The sequence below is a fragment of the Brevibacillus sp. SAFN-007a genome (genome assembly GCF_051967035.1).
In the GTDB taxonomy this organism is placed as follows: domain Bacteria; phylum Bacillota; class Bacilli; order Brevibacillales; family Brevibacillaceae; genus Brevibacillus.
Map to the genome: position 1 here is coordinate 98,185 of NZ_JBQCKK010000014.1, position 17,173 is coordinate 115,357.

Here is a 17,173-nt window from a genome sequence, read left to right on the forward strand (position 1 = left end):
TTGTTTTCAGGTAGCGGAAGCAAAGGCCGGCTGCTGCTTGAGCGCTTCCACCGGGATCGGCTCGCAGTCCACCAGCTCCCGGAAAAACTGGACGTCCAGCAGTTCGTCGCCTTGAATGCCGCGCTTCGCTTGTGGCGTCAGGTGCTTTTTCGCGTACAGCTTCGCCAGCACGTATTTGCGGGCGTTGTTGTCGGTTGCCACCTGGTCCTCCGCTTCGCTGACGATGCAGGAGAGCGCGTACAGGTCGATCATGTGGTCGGCGAGCGCCTTCAATTTATAGGTCACGTAATCGGGCGGCTGCCGGAAAAGATAGGCGATATTTTCTTCCAGGATCGCCAGTTCCGCTTGCAAAAGCTCCGCAAACGGCTGCGAAAAGGCGTGTCGCCAGCTGTCGATGCGGGAGCGCAGCAGCCGGGTGAACACGACGTGGCTGTTTTCTTTTTGCATGACGCGCAAAATGTCCAGGGCGAGGATGTTGGACGTGCCCTCCCAGACTGTCAAGACCTGGGCATCGCGCAGCAGGCGCGGCGTCACGTACTCCTCGATAAAGCCGTTGCCGCCGTGAATCTCGATCGCCGTATGGGCGGCTTCGACGGCTTCCTCTCCGGTCCGGTATTTCAACAGCGGAATCAGCAGCCGCATGAGCGCCATATCTTCGCGGCTTCCCCTGCCGTCCTGGAGGCGGTCGTACACGGCAATCATGTCAAACACCGCGCCCGTGCTCACTTCCGTATCGAGCAGCAGGCTGACCAGCATTTCTCTGACCAGCGGATACTGGTCGATCGGGTTCTGGAACGCCCGCCGCCGGCTCGCGTAGTATGTGGCCTCGTACAGCGCCCTGCGCATGATGCCGATGGAGGCCACCGCATTGCAGATGCGCGACAGGTTGAGCGCTTCCGCCATGTATTTGAAGCCGTTTTCCGGCTGGCCGATCAAATAGCCTTCCGCGCCATGCAGAAGCACCTCCGCAGACGGCACCGCGTTCACGCCGAGCTTCTCCTTCAGGCGCCGCACCTCGATCTGGTTGCGCGTCCCATCCGGCTTGAGCCAGGGGACGAGAAACAGTCCCAGCCCTTTTGTCCCCGGCTTGCTCTCGTCGATTCGCGCCAGCACAGTGGCGACCATCGCCCCCGCATTGCTCGCGAAAAACTTTTCGCCCGTCAGCCGATAGACGCCAGGCTGTCCCTCCACGGGCTTCGCCACCGTGAGATTCGCGCCGACATCCGATCCGCCCTGGCGCTCCGTCAGCCAGGTCGCGCCCTCGTACAGCCGGGCGCGTTCCCGCGAGGTAAGTCCGCTGAGATACTGCTGTTTCTGCTCGTCGCTGCCGTAGCGGTCGATCAGGTACGCCGCCGACATCGTGAGCGTGACAGGGCAATAAAAGCCCGGCTCGGTCTGGCTGACGAGATAGCCCATCAAAAACGAATAGCTGTAGGGCGCCTTGCGCCCAAGCTCCGGAATATCGTGGTACAAATAGCTGACAATCCCCGCTCCGTATACCTCCGCCACCGTTTCCTTGTAGCCTTCGTTGGTGATGATTTCCGAGACGTCCTCGCCCAGCCGGTTGTATTTGCGCAGGCGCGGCTTGCCTTCCCGATCCGTATAGGCCGCCCGCTCCTCCATTGGCCCCGCCGCTTGCGCTCCCAGCCAATGCAGTTGCTGCGTCGCCCACTCGTGCATGGGGGCAGGCAAATAGCGTTGGAGCAAATAATGAAGGTTGGGATCGGCGGCGAAAAAGTTTTGCTCGCTGCCCGAACGCGGATGCGGGATGTTGTCACTGTACTGGCGCTGGTCGATTTTCGCTTGCAGCTCGCTCATGTTAGCTCCACTTCCTTTGCCGAGGGAGACTCGCGCAAGACGTGCTTGAGCACTTTTCCACTCGTATTTCGCGGCAGCTGCGGAATGACTGCCACTTGCCGCGGCAGCTTGTAGTCGGCAAGATGACCGCTTAAAAAGCCGCGCACCTCCGCGAGCCAATCGCGCTTCGCGTCTACATCCGGGCAGAGCACCAGATAGGCGGTCACCGTCTCCCCCCATTCCGGGTGCGGCACGCCTACGACAGCCACTTCAGCAATCGCCGGGTGACGCTCCAGCAGCTGTTCGATTTCCTTCGGGTAAACATTGACCCCGCCTGTAATCATGACATCTTTTTTCCGGTCGACGATCCACAGAAAGCCGTCCTCGTCAAAGCGTCCGATGTCTCCCGTGTAAATCCAGCCGTCGCGAAGCGTCTCTCTTGTCGCCTCCGGGTTGTTGTAGTAGCCCTTCATCGAGCCTTCGCCGCGCACGCGCACTTCGCCAGGAGTGCCCGGCGGGACGGGAAGGCCGTTCTCATCGACGACTTCCACTTCGGCAAACAGCACGCCGCGGTTCCCGACACTGCCCACCTTGTCCGGGTGCTCGCGATGCAGCAGGCACGTGCCAGTAGGCCCTGCTTCGGTCAGGCCGTACACGCACGCCAACTTGTCCCGGCCGTACGCTTGCTCCAGCTGGACAGCCATCTCCCTGGACAGAGGAGCGCCGCCGTACATCCAATATTCCACGGACGACAAATCGTACTTGGCAAACTCGGGATGCTTCATCGTCAACAGATACGCGACGGGTGCCCCGAAGAAATGCGTAATCCGCTGCTTTTGCACGAGCGACAGGAGCAGCTTCGGGGAAAAGGTGAGCGCCATCACCTGCGTCGCCCCCACCATCAGCCCCGAGATGAAGAACAGGTGCAGCGGCGCGGAATGGCTGAGCGGCATGAGCTGGAGAATCCGCGAACGATGCTGGATCGACAGCTCGATCGCCATCATCTTGGCGACGGTCAGCAAGCTTCTGTGCGTATACAGCACACCTTTTGGCCGTCCGGTCGTGCCTGAGGTGTACAAGATGCTGACCTCGCTGTCTTCCGTCACATCGGGAGCGTCGGGATTGATGCCGAATTCCTCCAGCCGCACGTCTTCCTCCGCATCCCAGGCCGCGGTCCCTTGCCACGCTCCCTGACTGTTCCCTGTCTTGATCGCGATTAACCCTGGTTCCTCTTCGATCCATTCATGGACGGCATGGACGAGAGCCTCGTGAACGATCAGCGCTTTTGCCTGCGCGTGCTGGCAAATGTAGCGTACCTCTTCCTTCGTCGATCGCGCATTGATCGGCACGACAAGCGCATGGCAACGAATGACGGCTATGTAAAAAAAGGCAAACTCCGGGCAGTTCGGCAGCATCAGTACGACGCGATCCCCCGGCTCGACCCCTAGCTGTCTCAAGCGGTAGGCCCACCTGCTTGCGATCTCGTTCCACTCGGAAAAGGTGACGGCCACCTCTTCTGTGACAAGTGCAGGCTTGTCGGCGTATTTGCGTCCGTTTGCAGCGAGCAAAGCTGATACGTTCATCGTTTTCCCTCCCCATGTTCTTCCAGCAGTTTTTGTTCGAACCCTTGCTTGAAGGCGAGAATGTCTTCCCTCAGTTCTCCCAGCTCCCTGATTTTTTCATCGATCTCCGCGAGCTTCCGGTTGCCGTAATCGATGGCGCGCAAAAGCTGGGCGCGTCCGCTGCGGTCTTCGCCAAACAGCTCGATCATCTCGCGGATTTGATCCAGGGAGAACCCGAAGCGCTTTCCCCGCAAAATCAATCGCAGCCTGGCCCGATCCTTACGGCTGTAGTGCCTGATTCCCCGCTCCGTCCGTTCCGGCAAAATCAAACCGACTTCCTCGTAATAGCGGATCGTTCTCGTGCTGACATCCAGTTCTTGAGCAAGATCAGAGATCGACCATGACGTTCGCTTTTCGTCGCCTCCTCGGTTCATGTACCCCTGCTCCTTTTGCAACTCTTTTCAATTTTCAGAAAGTATTGACTACCCATATTTTACCGCCTGTTTACGTTAACGTCAACGGAAGCTTTCCTGCCCAAAAATTCGCGGAAGCATTCACCGATCCGGCATACGCCCATATATTGTCATTGTGAGTTTTAGGAGGAGGTGAAGCAATGGCCGTCATCAAAGCGAACAGTAATGACGTCGATTTGCTTGCCCGATTAATCCGCGCTGAAGCGGAAGGAGAAGGCGAGCTGGGGATGCTTATGGTCGGCAACGTCGGAGTCAACAGGATTCTCGCAAACTGCCTTGACTTCCGAAACATTCGGACGATGCGCGATATGGTGTACCAATCTCCCGGCGGGTATGAAGCCGTCCAAAAACCGTATTTTTACCAGCGCGCCCGCGATCGGGAAAGACGTTTGGCCCAGCGCACGATTAATGGGGAGCGAACCCGTCCCGCCACCAATGCGCTTTGGTTTTACCGCCCTACCGGAAACTGCCCCCCTACCTGGTGGAATCAGGCGAACTCCGGTCGTTACAAGGCGCACTGCTTCTTCGTTCCGGCACGAGAGGATTGTCCGCGCGTTTACTAGCAGATAGATAAAGGAGCGAGTTCATCATGAGTCAGCAAATACCCTACCAACCTTATCCATACGGGTATGACATGTATCCTTCCACCCAATATCCTTTCGGCATGCAGCAACAGCAGCCACAGCTGGTTCCTATGCAGCCAAGCGGTGCGCTCATTCCGGGCCCGCCTTACACGCCCGGCCAGGTCGTAGAAGAGTCGTATGTCGAGAACATTTTGCGCATGAATCGCGGCAAAGTCATTACGGTGTACCAAACGTTTGAAAACAACAGTCAATGGAACGCGAAAATTTTCCGCGGCGTGCTGGAGACAGCCGGGCGCGACCACATCATCCTCAGCGACCCGCAAACAGGCAAGCGCTACTTGCTGCTCATGGTCAATACCGACTACATCACGGCAGACGAAGAACTGAACTACATTCCTCCTTCCCTCCCGCCAGGAGTGCGCTAAGCTTTGGTTGCAAACCCAAAAAGACAGCTTCCGTCTCGCGCCGGACAGAAGCTGTCTTTTTGTTATAATAGGGGGAACGACCAAGCTGGCGAGCCGGCTGGAAAAGAAAGAGGAGGAGACTTCGTGGCATTTGGCATTTCACGCGCCGAGTTGAACCAATGGAAACAGACCGTACAGCGCGGGGAAATCGCTTTTTTGACCCATTACTGGCTGGACCCGCGCTTTCCCGGGATGAAGACGGTGACGAAGGTAGGCTGCGCCGACACGCAAAAGCTGGCGGACTGGTGCACCGCCAACGGACTGAATCCCGCCTATATCCACCATCGCCAGCCATTTCCCCACTTTGACCTGATCGGCCAAAAGCAAACAGAGATTTTGCAGCAGGCAGGACTGCGCAACCATCTGGAGCGCTTTCACCTGCTCGATTCCCGTACATGACAGCAGCAGGCCGCCCGCAAACAGGCAGCCTGCTGCTGATTAACCGGACTACATCCGTTTTTCCTGATGATAGCCGCGCTCGTTGTACGGGGCCAGCTTTTCTATCCATTTTTCTTCCAGTTTTTCCAGCGCATCTTTGGCATCAAAATAAGGGTCGTCTTTTGGTTTCAGCACTTCCAGCACCTCGAACGCGAACGCATCCGCTCCCAGTTCGTTCCATTCCTTTTGCAGTTCCCGGTTGGGATGAGAGCCGTGCTGGAGCATAAATTTTTTCCCGTTGATCGTTTTCAGGTTCAGGCTGCTCGCCACCAGGACCTTGCCGTTCACCTTGTTGCGGATTTGGTAGACACCCGCCTCGCTCTTGACTTCTTTATACATTTGCTTCAGTTCTTGCTTGCGATTCACCGACCTCTCCTCCTGTTCCTCTTCGTTGTTGTCCTTGCCCGTGCGCCAATAGGCACTGCCGTCTGCCTCTCGATCCAAAAACCCGTAGTCAATCAAATACCGTCGCAGTGTGACGTAATCGGTACAGACCGCTTCCAGCATGTCGTTGACTTCCCGTTCGGTGTACATCTTGTCCGGCGCAAAGCGCTTGGCGACTTCGCGGCAAATGACGAGCCTGTGCTTGTGCTTGCGCGGAATCCGGACGAGGGCGTCGCTTGGGCCCTGCGGGAAATATTTTTGCAGGATGGCTTCATATTCGGCGGACCCTGCTTCCACCTCTGCCGCCTCCGGCTTACGCGGCCTTGCTTTGTCCGCTGAGGCAGAAGAGCTGTTCTTGTCGGCCTCCCGCAACAGCTCCATCAGCGTCAAAAACACCTTGGCCTGCCGCTCCTTTTCCTTTAACGCGAAGCGATGGTTGCGAATGGTAGACGCGCTGCCAATGCCCAGCTCCGCCTGCACCTCGGCATCCGTCTTGCCGGCAAAAAACAGGCGCAAGAGACTTGCCTGATGATCGGACAGCCCGGTCAGGCGTTTGTCCAGCCCGCTCAAATAGGCAAACACCGATTCATGCTCCTGCTCGATATGGTAGCGCATATAACGGGACGCTTCGAACAGGACACCGTCGACCGGATAGACAATGCCTTTTTCCACTTCCGCCCCGCACAGCAAGCACATATACGTGTGCGGCCGCTCTACATATCCTTGCTTGGCTTCCTCCAAGGAAGCGCTCCAGAACTGCTCCATCACGCCCAAAATAAACACACCACCAATTCGTTTGTTTTACTATAGACAATTTAACATTACGTTTGCTTTATGTCAAAAGAAAAAAGCCCCGTTTTCGCGCATGTGCGCAAACAACGGAGCTGTTTGTCTATCGTTATGTTTTTGTCCTGTACTGTATGTTATCGGGACCCTCCATTTCTTTTTCCAAAAATAGATAAAAGTGTACCAGTCAATAGAAAGAATAGCCCTACATACAAAGGTAGCCTCCCCACTTGATCCATAATGGAATCAAATGGATGTGGCCCCCAATGAGGACTTAAACTATGAATTGCCGCTGTAATATATTGAATTCCGATTAACGTCACACCAATAAAACAAAACATGGTTCCTGTAGTTCTGTCCATAAACCAAAACCACCCTTTATATCCAAAAAATTTAAATAAAACATTTTATATAGAAATATGAAATCCTTTATGATGAAAATCTTGATCCTAGAGTAACATTAGATATAGTTGATGACCCTCGACGTTTACATTCCGTATCATAATGGCTTAGAGAAGCGCGGATACTAAAAACCCCCCCTTTAATAGTGAGGGGGGTCTTGAAGTAGACTGGCATACTTTTCAGAAGCATAGTAAAACATGGGACGAGTACATGACACGGCATCTCTTATGGTAGTCTGCTCCTCTTCCCATGTCGTAAACAGGGGGTGGGAATATGGCAATTACACACGAAACACTGACCCTTTTGATTTAGTTTGGTGGCCTTATTGGCTGGCGAGCGCCAGCTCCTGCAAAAATGCTTGCCGATCGCCCTTCCAGTAGCATCCCTCTGTCGCCCCCCGATTGTGCCGATAGCGAATCGCCAGCCGGTTCACCAATCGATTGACCTCCTGATGCTGGACTTCATCCATGGTGAAGCGAACGCCATATTCATAGTACACTTGCTCCCATGACTGCGAGCGCACTACATGTCCGTACATTTTCAGCGGCTCCGCGCACAGCTCTGTCTCAAACTGCAGGACGAGCTGGTCGCTGGCAGGCAGCTTGAGATGGGACAGAAAACGCAGTCCCCCTGCGCTGATATCTTCCACCAGTACCTTGGCACTGCCAATTTCCAGCTTTTTCCCTTTGACCAGAACAATGGTCATGTCTGCACAGAGGGGATGCTCCAGCTTCAGCCGGAAGTATTCGCGCTGATGACCCTCTGATCTGCCTGCCATTGTCCTCACCTTCCTTTACCCTGATGGCCGCCTCTCTTCTTTTTTCTGCTTCTCGTACCGCATATCCTGCAACTTCTTATCAAATGGTTCCCACAGCTCTCTTTGGTCATACACGATGGAGTCGCGCTTATCCAAACGGAAAAGGAGCTTGATCACAAACCAGACGACCAACAAAAACGCAAAAAAGATGACAAGCGTGAGGTAAATCATAAACTTTGCCCCCTCCCCTTTTGTTAACAACATATGGGAAGGAGCAAAACAAGATACCCAATTATGGCAAAATCGTGACAATTTTCAGGTGAAAAAGCTGTCATACTCGCCGATTTCTGCGAGTCTAAAAAAATTTTATAGAATCAGCGTGGGAAATGGCAACAGATTTTTGTATATGGTGGAACATTTCATGGTAGCGGCTTCTGGCTGCGGGTCACAGACTGTTCATTTGTAGCAAATGACAAGCTTGCAAAAAGTCGGCTACCCCACAAGGATGGTGGCAGCCGACTTTCTGTAATGCCAGCAGCTCATTAGCTGCTGGCCCCCTTGATCGGACTATTGGTGGTTCGCCGCCTGCTGCTTTTGGCTTCTGGCGATCAACAGCGACAGCAGGAAGCAGCCTGCGGCAATCACAAGAGTGCCTGTGAAGACGGCGTGAACGCCGGAGGCAAGCACATCGCGGATCGCTGCCAGCTCCCCGGCAGGGATGGAGCCTGTTTCAAAGGAAGCGCCAAGGTTCTCATGCCCGCCCGCTACCGTTACCAGGTTGAACAGCATGCCGAAAACGGCCGCGCCGAACGTTTGGCTGAACGTACCCGTAAAGGTGTTGAGCGCGACGGCTGTGCCGCGTTTGTCCACGGGGACCGCCGCCTGGATTTTGACCATGACGATCGGGCTAATCAGCCCCATGCCGAGGCCGATCAAGCCTACGGCCACGTAAATCAAATAGCCGACCGAATGCGAGGACAGGATCGTCAGCAGCGTGGCGGCAACGGTCAAAATGGCGGTCCCGCTCGTAATCAACTGCTCGGCGCGCAGCTTGCCCAGCAGGTTGCCGGACAGCACCGAGCCAATCGTCCAGCAGACCGGCATCGGCGTCAGGACGAAGCCCGCCATCGTCGCGCTTTCGCCCAGCACGCCCTGGCTCCAGATCGGCAAGTAGACGACCATGCTGATGACGATGCCGTTCGTGAGGAAGGTGAGCATGTTCATCATTGTGACATTGCGGTTCGTCAACAGCGAGAGCGGAATCAGCGGCTCCGGCGATTTCTTTTCCACCGAAACGAACACGAGATAGGTCGCTGCCGCAAAGACGATCAAGGAAATCGTCACCGGACTGGTCCAGGACTGATGTTGGCTGCCCGTCAACAGCGCGTACAGCAGCGCGATGGTACCGACGGTGAAAATCAGCGCCCCCGGATAATCAATGTGACGCTTCGCTTTGGCCAAAAGCTTCTCGCGGTAAAACCCGACCAGCATAAAAAAGGACACGAGTCCAAACGGCACATTCAGGAAAAAAATATAGCGCCAGGAAAGCGTATCGACCAAAAAGCCGCCGACCAGCGGCCCGGCGACACCCGACAGACCCCAGACAGCGCTGATCCAGCCCTGCGCCTTGGCCCTCGCCGTCTGCTCGGCATACAAGTCGCCGATGATCGTCATCGTAATCGGCATGACGGCGCCAGCCCCCAATCCTTGAATCGCCCGGAAAACGATCAACTGCCCCATCGTCACTGCCACGCCGCATAGCGTGGATCCGAGCAAAAAGAGGCCAATCCCGATCAACAGGACATTTTTGCGTCCAAACAAGTCAGCGAGCTTTCCGTAAATAGGCGCGGACACGGCTGTCGCCAGCATGTAGATGGCGTAGACCCAGCTCACGAGCGCAAATCCCGACAATTCACTGGTAATGCGCGGCACGGCTGTACTCACAATCGTCCCTTCCATGGCGGCCAGGAAGGTTGCGAGCATCAGCGCGACCATGATCTTTCCTCTCATCTCGTTCTCCTCTCTGTCTCTGCACATGATCTCGATTCACCCCAAGCATGGGGATCGGCCCGCCAAGCATTGCTTACCTACGAAACCAACATCGCGCGAAGCCACTTGGCGATAGCGCCATGCAGACGCCTCTGCCGTCCCGCCGCAAGCAAGCGGAAAAGGAGGCGGTGCTTTGTTGCCAGCCCTGCCTCCTGCCCCTATTCGCTCCAGCTTTTGATGGCGCGAATCACGGTCTGGTAATAGTGCGCTTCATGGGGAACAAAAGCGCTCTGGTCCACTTGCACAGTTGTCTCACGGCGGTTCCCCGTCTCATCGGTCCAAAATCCTTGCGCCTGCACATGCACAAGCTCGCCCGCAAACAATCGCTCCAACTCGCGAAGCTTCACCCAGAACAGCCCGGTGACCTCCTCTGCCTGCAAGCGATACTCCAGAAGCGGCTGATCGCAAAGAGTGGCAAAAACGTGGCACAGCTCCTTGTCGATGACCCCTGGCACAGTCTTCACATCGCGAATCACGCCGATCTGGCGCAGCTCTTCCCAGGATACAGCAAGCCCCAGCTCCTCCTGCAATTCGCGCACCCCGTCACACGGCTGCTCGCCTGCGAGCAAATGGCCTGCCGAGGTAATATCCAGCAGATTCGGACACGTATCCTTTTGCGGATGTCTTTTCTGGAACAAAAGCTCTGCCTGTCCCGAACACACCCGATACACCCAACAGTGAAACGTTTGGTGCCAATAGCCGACGCGGTGCACTTCGCTGCGCGGTTTCACGCCGATCGGATTGCCCGAATCGTCAATAATATCCAGAAGCTCTTCCTTCACTTTCTCCACCTCATTCGTGCATCGGTTTCCTCGTCTCTCCCACCTTACCAGTTCGAGGGGGAAGCTGGCTAGCGGATTCTTCGTGACTATAATTCCCACGATGAATTTTTCCGCCGTGGAGAATCTTATCAGAAGGTGGGGAGAAAACAGTCAGACCTGCCAGGATCAAAGGAGGGACAAGCAATGGGACTATTTGGCGGAAATCCACAGCATGAGCCGATGCATTACGGCGAAGTATTTGGCGCCTGGGTGTATGTAGCGACAAGCAAAGCGCTGCTGGCTGGTTATCAGACCGCGATGAACCATGCTGGCGATGCGGATTTGAAAGACTTCCTCGAAGATCTCATGCAAACGATGAAAAAAGAAATTCACCGTCTGGAGGATTTGCTCAAACTGGCTGGCGTCGCCTTGCCGCCCAGCCCTCCGGATCGACCTGTCGCCGACCCGAACAGCATTCCCGTTGGCGCCCGGCTGAACGATTCCGAGATTGCGCTTGGCATCTCCCGGGATATCGCAGGAGGATTGCTGACGTGCAGCCAGATCATGAGCCAGTCCATCCGCGAAGATATCGGCATGATGTTCGGGGAGTTCCACGTGACAAAAGCGCAGTCTGGCTATCGACTGCTGCGTCTTCTCAAGGAAAAAGGCTGGCTGATTTCTCCGCCCCTTCACACGCAGGCTCCCGAGCTTGCTCACGTCTAATCGTTCTGGCGGGTAAGCGCTGCACTGTCTTTTCGGGGGCAGTGCTTTTGGGTGCTTCGATTCGAAAAAGAGGCATGGCCCCTCTTCGCCAGAGCGAGAGCGCCGTGCCTCTTCGTGTTCTGTTCCATCCTATTCCGTTACTTCTACGGACCAGCCGAACTTGTCTTCCTGCTCCCCGTACTGAATTTGGGTCATCGTTTCATACAGTCTGGTCGTCAACGGGCCTGTTTTCTCCCCGTTGATAATCATCTGATGGCCGTTCCAGTTCAGATCGCCCACCGGAGAGATGACAGCGGCCGTCCCTGTGCCGAACGCTTCTTCCAGTTGTCCGTTCATGTGCGCTTCATACAAGTCTTCGACGGAAATCCGCTTTTCCACAACCGGGATACCCCAGTCCCGCAGCAGCTGGATCGTCGAATCGCGGGTAATCCCTTCCAGAATGCTGCCATTCAATGCCGGGGTCCACACTTCGTCCCCCACCTTGAAGAACACGTTCATGCTGCCGACTTCTTCGATATATTTATTTTCTACGCCGTCCAGCCAGAGCACTTGCTCGTAGCCTTTTTCCTTGGCTTCTGCCTGTGCTTTCAAGGCGCCTGCGTAGTTGCCCGCTACTTTTGCGTTCCCCGTTCCGCCCCTGACTGCGCGGACGTACTTGCTTTCCACGTAAATTTTCACCGGCTCCATGCCATTGGCATAGTAAGCGCCGACGGGAGACAGGACGATCATCAGCTTGTACGTGTGCGAGGCGCGCACGCCAAAACATGGCTCTGTCGCAATGACAAAAGGACGAATGTAGAGCGACATGCCGCTTTCTGCCGGAATCCACTCTTTTTCAAGCGCTACCAGTTGTTTCAAGGCACTGACCATGAATTCCTCGTCGACCTGCGGCATGCTCATCCGCTCCAGGGAGCGATTCATCCGTTTGAAGTTTTGCTCCGGGCGGAACAGAAGCACCCTGCCTTCCTTGTTGCGGTATGCCTTCAGCCCTTCAAAAACCGCTTGTCCATAGTGGAAGACCATTGCTGCCGGATCAATCGACAGGGGAGCATACGGGACGATTTGGGGATCGTGCCATCCTCTGCCTTCCGTGTAATCCATCGTGAACATGTGATCGGTAAAATGTACGCCGAACCCCAGTTTATCGCGTGCCGGCTTCTCTTTTTTCTGCTCTGTCCGGATAATGGTTACCTGACACTCCATCCTCTACATCTCCCTTAGTTGGAAAAATTCTATCTTTTTGAAACTGCGTTTCTCTATTTAAAATAGCAACTATTTCGAATGATTTCCAGCGTAACTTTCTTCTTGCAAGGAGACGGCTGCCCAGCATGGACTCTGCCCCGATCAGCGGCAAAAGGATGGCGATTTTTTCTTGCCCTTCCTCGAACTTACTTTCTGATCCCTGCTTCCGGTTTTCTCTGCAAAAATGGTATGATGAACCATATCCTTCCTTTTTCAAACCATACGATCCCGTTTTCCGCTTCTTCAAGTGCCTGGGTGCAAAAGAGCTTGAAAAGCTTCCCTCCCGGATCACTCGCTACAGCGCTGATCTGCACGGGAAGCCTCTATGTCTGAAACCGAGCGGAGTGAATTTGTCATGAGTGAGATTACGATTATCGCGATTCCTTTGGTGTTGGGGATTGTTGGTTTTGTTTACCTGCTGCTTGGGTTGTTCGGGTACCACCCCAAGCCGATTCGCCTCCACCTGACCATTTCCGGCATTTGTTTTTTCCTGTTGTTCACGTATCTGATTGTCGGTTATTTTTACACGACTCCATCTGTTTCCTTGCCCTTGTTTTGAGGTAGCGCGTTCGCTTTCCTGCACGGTCGTTCATTCCATACAAAAACAGTCGGAATTATGGTTGAGATTTACAGCTGCCATGCTTATACTAGACAGTAGCGTGCCATGACGACTTTTTACGAGAAACCACCCGGAAAGAACAAGGAGGGCTGTTCATGTCTACGTCTACAGTCAAGCTGTCCCAATGGGAGACGATGCTGCTTGAGGCCGCACGCGCCCACGGGCTGGTCGATGAAGAAATCATCCACAAGCTGAGAACGGGCGATTCGCGGCCTTTTGCGGATGTGGAAGGCGGCAGGTACGATTACGCTCCCCTCTTTGAGCTGTACCAGAACGATTCCGCAGCGCTTGAGCAGGCGATCCGCGATGGCTATCAAATCAAGTTCACGACGTTGAACGGAATCAAATTTTTGCTGAACAAGCGCTACAACCTCCAACCCGAACAGGACTATCAGGTAGAGGAGACCGCGCTGGACCAGGTTCGCCTGTCTGACGAGGCGCTGCGCTGGATGCGCCAGACCGTCTCGAAAAACTGGCGGATTGTCGAGCAAGAAAAGCTAGCTGCCAGCAAGGAAACCGTCGTCCGGTTCGAGCTGGCTGCCTTCTGACCGGATGAAACCCCAGACGTGCTGCCCGCTTATCGCAGCGGAAGCGGCATGGCGTGAACCGTCCGCCCTTTTCGGCCTGCCGTCGTCACTGCCTGAGAAAGAGAGTTGTAAATCGCTTCTTCGGTCACCTCTGCGGCTGCGGCAAACAGTTCGTTCATCACCGGATGGTCCTCGCGAAGCTGTACGCGCGTCTCCGTAACCGACTCCGTCCGGTGCGGGATCTTGTACGCGGTGGAAAAGGCAATCACGATGTCGCCGCTGCCGTGCCCGAAGTGGCTCCCGGTACGGCCGAGGCCGATCCCTGCCCGCTTGGCGACACGCAGAAGCTGGCGGTCGGAAAGCGGCGCGTCCGTCGCCAGCACCATGATAATCGAGCCGTCCTCTTCCTTCTCGACTGCCTCTGCGACCGCCGACTCGCCAGTGGCACAGGCAAACAGCCTGTCGCCCAGAAAGTCGTCCTTGTTGCCGAAGTTGGATAGCACCAGCGCGCCGAGCGTGTACGTATGCCCGGAGGCGGACACGACGCGCGAGGACGAGCCGATTCCGCCCTTGTAGCCGAATGCGACCATCCCTGTCCCTGCTCCGACCGCGCCTTCCTCTACGGCGTGCTCCGCTGCGTTTTCAATCGCCGCCACCGCGTCTTCCGGCCGCACGATGCAGCGGCGGATCGAATTGAGGTGGCCGTCGTTGCACTCCCCGACCACGATGTTGACCGTTCCCGTCGTATCGCCGATCTCTTCATTCGTCGCCAGCATGTATTCCAGCGTGCCCTGCGTGACCGCCGGGACGGAAAACGTATTCGTCAGCATGATCGGCGACTCCAGCAAGCCCAGCTCGTTTACCTGGACGAGCCCTGTCGTCTTGCCGAAGCCGTTGATGACGTAGCTGGCTGCCGTCACCTTTTCACGGAACAGGCTGCCTCCGTGCGGCAAAATGGCAGTCACTCCCGTACACGCACACTCCCCGTCTTCCAACTCATGATGAATGGTCACATGGCCGACGCGCACTCCCGGCACATCGGTCAGATCGTTTTTCGCTCCTGTGGGCAGCTTGCCGACCACTACGCCCAACTCGCGGATTTTCCCTTTTCCGGTACGCTTCATGACAGCTTCCTCCTCTTCTGGTCGTCTCCCCTACACCGGGCGATTGCGCAAAAAGTTTTCATAGGCAAATCCGCGCACCTCGTCTTCCGTGTAGCGCTTGAGCAGCTCGTTGATGAGGTTCTGGCTCTTCCCCGCATGCTCAAGTCCCACGACCTTTGCCGTGATTCCGTCAAAATCGGAGCCAAGCCCGATGTGGCGCACACCGCCGAGCGAGCAGAAGTGATCGATATGCCGGAGCAGGTCGTCAATCGTCGTCGGCGCCGCGTCGTTGATAAACGTCGTGCAGTAGACGACGTGGACATTGGCTCCCTTGGCGAACAGCGCCTTCGCCTGCTCGTCCGTCAGATTGCGGGGATGGTCGCAAACCGCACGTGCGTTGGAGTGGCTTGCAATCGGGTATGTCGCCAGCTCCAGCGTCTCCCAGAAGCTGCGCTCGCACAGATGGGAGACATCGGTCAACATGTTTCGTTCGTTCTGGAACTGAATCACTTCTTTGCCGAACGCGGTCAGCCCGCCGTTTCTTGCTTCCAGCGCCCCGTCTGCCGCCAGGTTGGCAAAATTCCAGGTCAAGCCGACAGAGCGTACCCCCAACTGGTAGAGGATGTGCAGCTTTTTCAGGTCGTTGCCGATCGGCTCTACCCCTTCCAGCGTCAAGAGCGCCCCGATCTCGCCGTCCCGCAGCCTGTCCAGATCGTCCCAGTCGCGAATCTGCTTCATTTCCGGATGCTTGCCAAGCACCTCTGCGTAAAAGTAGTGAATCTGCTCCAGCGCGCATGAAAATCGGCTGTCCGAAGGCAGGTCGACTGGCGTGTAAACGGCAAAGCACTGCACCTTCACGCCTCCCTCGTGCAGACGGCTGCGGTTCACATCCAGCTGTTCGGCATCCGCAAAGGTGAGATTGCCCTTTTGCTCCCATATTTTCAAAAGCGCATCACAATGCAAATCAACGATCGGTATTCCCCTCATCGCCTCATCAGCCCTCGCTCTATTTTTCTCAACGCCCCTACCGTTTTCCCTCCTTTTACGGTAATCTATGGTTGGAGCATCTTCGACTCTTTCCATAATGGAGCTTCGCCCTATGAATATGGAACAACTGGAAGCGTTTATTTTTGTCGCCTTGACAGGGAGCTTCAGCAAGACAGCCGATCTGTTGTACCTCTCCCAGCCAACCGTCAGCATGCGGATCAAGGCGCTGGAAACCTCGATGGGCTGCAAGCTGTTTCAGCGTACAGGCCATTCGATCTCCTTGACCAAGGAAGGCGACTTGTTTTTACCCTACGCGAAAAACATCATGAACATGCTACAGGAGGGGCAGCAGGCCATCCAGCGCTCACAGGGCGACGTGGAGGGCGAGCTGGCTATTTCGAGCGTGTTCGTCTCTGCCTTCTACATCTTGCCGGATCTCGTCATGCAGTTTCAGCAGCTGTATCCGAAGATCAAGCTGACGATCCTCACGGGACATTCGCATCAGGTACTCGATATGGTCCTCAACCACGAGGTGTCGTTCGGCATCGCCAGGGCGGTGAATCATCCACAGATCAACCGGATTCAGCTCATGCCCGACGACATGGTGCTGGCGATTTATCCCGAGCATCCGTTTGCCTATCGCCAGCAGGTGGCAATCGAAGAGGTGGCGCGCGAACGGCTCATTTTGTTCAATCGCGGCTCGCTGGACTGGAAGCTGATTCACAACGCCTTCCGTCATTTTCACCTGCAAAACAACGTCGTCATGGAGGCGGACAACATCGAGGTCGTCAAACGCATGGTCAAGCAGAAGCTGGGCATCGCCTTTTTGCCGCGCTTTGCGATCCATCAAGATTTGAGCGACGGCGAGCTGACCGAAGTGGACGTCCTCCATCTGCCGCAAATCAACCGAAACTTCGAGCTGATTTACTTGAAGGATACGTCCGTGAACGGGATTATGCGCACGTTTATCGACTTTTTGATGCAAAACAAGACGCTACCAAAAGGACCGCCCCTAGCGGACAGCCCCTTCGCCTCCGAAGCGACTATGCCCAAATAGCAGCCAGCGATTCAAAAGCTGGCTGCTTTGTTTTAGAAATCGTCAAGGTATTCTGCCTGCTGCTCCTCCGCGATCGTCTGTAAGTCATAGGCGTTCACTCGAATGAACCGGTAATCGCCATGATCCGCTTTTTTGGCGGCGAGCTTGCTTAAAAACTTGGGGGAGCCTTCGTTTTCTTCGTCGTAAACCAACAAGAGACCGTCTGAATGAGCCAGCAGGAATTTGTCTTTCTCGGCAAACTGCCACCTCCCCTGGTAAGGGGTCTGATAGACGCTATTGAGATAGTCGGCTTGCCCCACAATCTGTCGGTAGTAATCCCGCGTCCCTTCTTTCCATTTCTCCTCTTGATTCAAAAACGGAGTAATGACCGCCAGCTTGAGATGGTCTGACCCCTGTCAAGTAGACAGATATTAATTGAGGCTGTATTATTAGGCGGCTGTAGCCCTGAATTCCCTAGG

At 55.4% G+C, this 17,173-nt stretch carries 19 protein-coding genes and 1 pseudogene; 7 read left to right on the plus strand and 13 right to left on the minus strand.

Features of this window, described 5'->3' with window-relative positions:
- Positions 1–6 precede the first annotated feature (6 nt).
- From ACTHO6_RS15305 to ACTHO6_RS15315, 3 genes are read right to left on the minus strand one after another with little or no spacing between them, the layout of a single operon-like run.
- A complete protein-coding gene (locus ACTHO6_RS15305) occupies positions 7–1,818 on the minus strand; it encodes an acyl-CoA dehydrogenase family protein (protein WP_440242656.1) in 1,812 nt (603 codons plus the stop codon).
- A complete protein-coding gene (locus ACTHO6_RS15310; RefSeq protein WP_440242657.1) occupies positions 1,815–3,380 on the minus strand; it encodes a class I adenylate-forming enzyme family protein in 1,566 nt (521 codons plus the stop codon). The genes ACTHO6_RS15305 and ACTHO6_RS15310 overlap by 4 nt, the downstream gene beginning before the upstream one ends.
- Positions 3,377–3,793: a MerR family transcriptional regulator gene (locus ACTHO6_RS15315; protein ID WP_440242658.1), complete on the minus strand. Its 417-nt coding sequence runs from the start codon at positions 3,791–3,793 to the stop codon at positions 3,377–3,379. Before ACTHO6_RS15315 ends, ACTHO6_RS15310 begins: the two co-directional genes overlap by 4 nt.
- A 179-nt stretch (positions 3,794–3,972) precedes the next feature.
- Between ACTHO6_RS15315 and ACTHO6_RS15320 the strand changes: the two genes are divergently transcribed.
- The 3 genes from ACTHO6_RS15320 (at position 3,973) to ACTHO6_RS15330 (ending at position 5,279) form a co-directional block, all read left to right on the plus strand.
- Positions 3,973–4,395 carry a cell wall hydrolase gene (locus ACTHO6_RS15320; protein WP_440242659.1) on the plus strand — a complete coding sequence of 141 codons (423 nt, stop codon included), beginning with the start codon at positions 3,973–3,975 and terminating at the stop codon, positions 4,393–4,395.
- 26 nt (positions 4,396–4,421) lie between these two features.
- A complete protein-coding gene (gene gerQ / locus ACTHO6_RS15325; RefSeq protein ID WP_429776733.1) occupies positions 4,422–4,841 on the plus strand; it encodes a spore coat protein GerQ in 420 nt (139 codons plus the stop codon).
- 123 nt (positions 4,842–4,964) lie between these two features.
- Positions 4,965–5,279 carry a hypothetical protein gene (locus tag ACTHO6_RS15330; RefSeq protein WP_440242660.1) on the plus strand — a complete coding sequence of 105 codons (315 nt, stop codon included), beginning with the start codon at positions 4,965–4,967 and terminating at the stop codon, positions 5,277–5,279.
- A gap of 48 nt (positions 5,280–5,327) precedes the next feature.
- Here the strand turns inward: ACTHO6_RS15330 and ACTHO6_RS15335 are convergent, their stop codons facing one another.
- From ACTHO6_RS15335 to ACTHO6_RS15355, 5 genes are all read right to left on the minus strand, one after another.
- Positions 5,328–6,476, minus strand: a complete 1,149-nt coding sequence (locus ACTHO6_RS15335; protein ID WP_440242674.1) for a DUF2087 domain-containing protein — start codon at positions 6,474–6,476, stop codon at positions 5,328–5,330.
- Positions 6,477–7,212: 736 nt separating this feature from the next.
- A complete protein-coding gene (locus tag ACTHO6_RS15340; RefSeq protein WP_440242661.1) occupies positions 7,213–7,668 on the minus strand; it encodes a PilZ domain-containing protein in 456 nt (151 codons plus the stop codon).
- Between the two features lie 15 nt (positions 7,669–7,683).
- Complete coding sequence (locus tag ACTHO6_RS15345; RefSeq protein ID WP_440242662.1) at positions 7,684–7,878, minus strand: hypothetical protein; 195 nt, start codon at positions 7,876–7,878, stop codon at positions 7,684–7,686.
- Positions 7,879–8,214: 336 nt separating this feature from the next.
- Entirely contained in the window at positions 8,215–9,657 is a 1,443-nt protein-coding gene (locus ACTHO6_RS15350) for an MDR family MFS transporter (protein ID WP_440242663.1), read from the minus strand.
- A gap of 197 nt (positions 9,658–9,854) precedes the next feature.
- Positions 9,855–10,478, minus strand: a complete 624-nt coding sequence (locus ACTHO6_RS15355) for an NUDIX hydrolase (protein WP_440242664.1) — start codon at positions 10,476–10,478, stop codon at positions 9,855–9,857.
- Positions 10,479–10,661: 183 nt separating this feature from the next.
- On the opposite strand from ACTHO6_RS15355, the gene ACTHO6_RS15360 reads away from it, so the two are divergent.
- Positions 10,662–11,180 carry a DUF3231 family protein gene (locus ACTHO6_RS15360; RefSeq protein WP_440242665.1) on the plus strand — a complete coding sequence of 173 codons (519 nt, stop codon included), beginning with the start codon at positions 10,662–10,664 and terminating at the stop codon, positions 11,178–11,180.
- 129 nt (positions 11,181–11,309) lie between these two features.
- On the opposite strand, the gene ACTHO6_RS15365 is transcribed toward ACTHO6_RS15360, so the two are convergent.
- Complete coding sequence (locus ACTHO6_RS15365; protein ID WP_440242666.1) at positions 11,310–12,383, minus strand: branched-chain amino acid aminotransferase; 1,074 nt, start codon at positions 12,381–12,383, stop codon at positions 11,310–11,312.
- On the minus strand, positions 12,322–12,639 hold the full coding sequence (locus ACTHO6_RS15370; RefSeq protein ID WP_440242667.1) for a hypothetical protein: 318 nt from the start codon (positions 12,637–12,639) through the stop codon (positions 12,322–12,324). The genes ACTHO6_RS15365 and ACTHO6_RS15370 overlap by 62 nt, the downstream gene beginning before the upstream one ends.
- A gap of 138 nt (positions 12,640–12,777) precedes the next feature.
- On the opposite strand from ACTHO6_RS15370, the gene ACTHO6_RS15375 reads away from it, so the two are divergent.
- Complete coding sequence (locus tag ACTHO6_RS15375; RefSeq protein ID WP_440242668.1) at positions 12,778–12,981, plus strand: hypothetical protein; 204 nt, start codon at positions 12,778–12,780, stop codon at positions 12,979–12,981.
- A gap of 155 nt (positions 12,982–13,136) precedes the next feature.
- Complete coding sequence (locus ACTHO6_RS15380; RefSeq protein WP_440242669.1) at positions 13,137–13,589, plus strand: hypothetical protein; 453 nt, start codon at positions 13,137–13,139, stop codon at positions 13,587–13,589.
- Positions 13,590–13,618: 29 nt separating this feature from the next.
- On the opposite strand, the gene ACTHO6_RS15385 is transcribed toward ACTHO6_RS15380, so the two are convergent.
- Both ACTHO6_RS15385 and ACTHO6_RS15390 read right to left on the minus strand, forming a co-directional pair.
- A complete protein-coding gene (locus ACTHO6_RS15385) occupies positions 13,619–14,692 on the minus strand; it encodes a DmpA family aminopeptidase (RefSeq protein ID WP_440242670.1) in 1,074 nt (357 codons plus the stop codon).
- A gap of 30 nt (positions 14,693–14,722) precedes the next feature.
- Complete coding sequence (locus ACTHO6_RS15390; protein ID WP_440242671.1) at positions 14,723–15,658, minus strand: dipeptidase; 936 nt, start codon at positions 15,656–15,658, stop codon at positions 14,723–14,725.
- 112 nt (positions 15,659–15,770) lie between these two features.
- Between ACTHO6_RS15390 and ACTHO6_RS15395 the strand changes: the two genes are divergently transcribed.
- Positions 15,771–16,715, plus strand: a complete 945-nt coding sequence (locus ACTHO6_RS15395) for a LysR family transcriptional regulator (RefSeq protein WP_440242672.1) — start codon at positions 15,771–15,773, stop codon at positions 16,713–16,715.
- Between the two features lie 32 nt (positions 16,716–16,747).
- Here ACTHO6_RS15395 and ACTHO6_RS15400 read toward each other — a convergent pair.
- Positions 16,748–17,098: pseudogene (locus tag ACTHO6_RS15400) on the minus strand (SLOG family protein); the annotation flags it as partial.
- Between the last annotated feature and the right edge of the window lie 75 nt (positions 17,099–17,173).

Bases quoted from the DNA above. Each gene is read 5' to 3' on its own strand.
- ACTHO6_RS15365 (WP_440242666.1), bottom strand. From the start codon at position 12,383: ATGGAGTGTCAGGTAACCATTATCCGGACAGAGCAGAAAAAAGAGAAG.
- ACTHO6_RS15340 (WP_440242661.1), bottom strand. From the start codon at position 7,668: ATGGCAGGCAGATCAGAGGGTCATCAGCGCGAATACTTCCGGCTGAAG.
- ACTHO6_RS15315 (WP_440242658.1), bottom strand. From the start codon at position 3,793: ATGAACCGAGGAGGCGACGAAAAGCGAACGTCATGGTCGATCTCTGAT.
- ACTHO6_RS15385 (WP_440242670.1), bottom strand. From the start codon at position 14,692: ATGAAGCGTACCGGAAAAGGGAAAATCCGCGAGTTGGGCGTAGTGGTC.
- ACTHO6_RS15305 (WP_440242656.1), bottom strand. From the start codon at position 1,818: ATGAGCGAGCTGCAAGCGAAAATCGACCAGCGCCAGTACAGTGACAAC.
- ACTHO6_RS15345 (WP_440242662.1), bottom strand. From the start codon at position 7,878: ATGATTTACCTCACGCTTGTCATCTTTTTTGCGTTTTTGTTGGTCGTC.
- ACTHO6_RS15380 (WP_440242669.1), top strand. From the start codon at position 13,137: ATGTCTACGTCTACAGTCAAGCTGTCCCAATGGGAGACGATGCTGCTT.
- ACTHO6_RS15350 (WP_440242663.1), bottom strand. From the start codon at position 9,657: ATGAGAGGAAAGATCATGGTCGCGCTGATGCTCGCAACCTTCCTGGCC.
- ACTHO6_RS15320 (WP_440242659.1), top strand. From the start codon at position 3,973: ATGGCCGTCATCAAAGCGAACAGTAATGACGTCGATTTGCTTGCCCGA.
- ACTHO6_RS15390 (WP_440242671.1), bottom strand. From the start codon at position 15,658: ATGAGGGGAATACCGATCGTTGATTTGCATTGTGATGCGCTTTTGAAA.
- ACTHO6_RS15310 (WP_440242657.1), bottom strand. From the start codon at position 3,380: ATGAACGTATCAGCTTTGCTCGCTGCAAACGGACGCAAATACGCCGAC.
- ACTHO6_RS15395 (WP_440242672.1), top strand. From the start codon at position 15,771: ATGAATATGGAACAACTGGAAGCGTTTATTTTTGTCGCCTTGACAGGG.
- ACTHO6_RS15375 (WP_440242668.1), top strand. From the start codon at position 12,778: ATGAGTGAGATTACGATTATCGCGATTCCTTTGGTGTTGGGGATTGTT.
- ACTHO6_RS15360 (WP_440242665.1), top strand. From the start codon at position 10,662: ATGGGACTATTTGGCGGAAATCCACAGCATGAGCCGATGCATTACGGC.
- gerQ (WP_429776733.1), top strand. From the start codon at position 4,422: ATGAGTCAGCAAATACCCTACCAACCTTATCCATACGGGTATGACATG.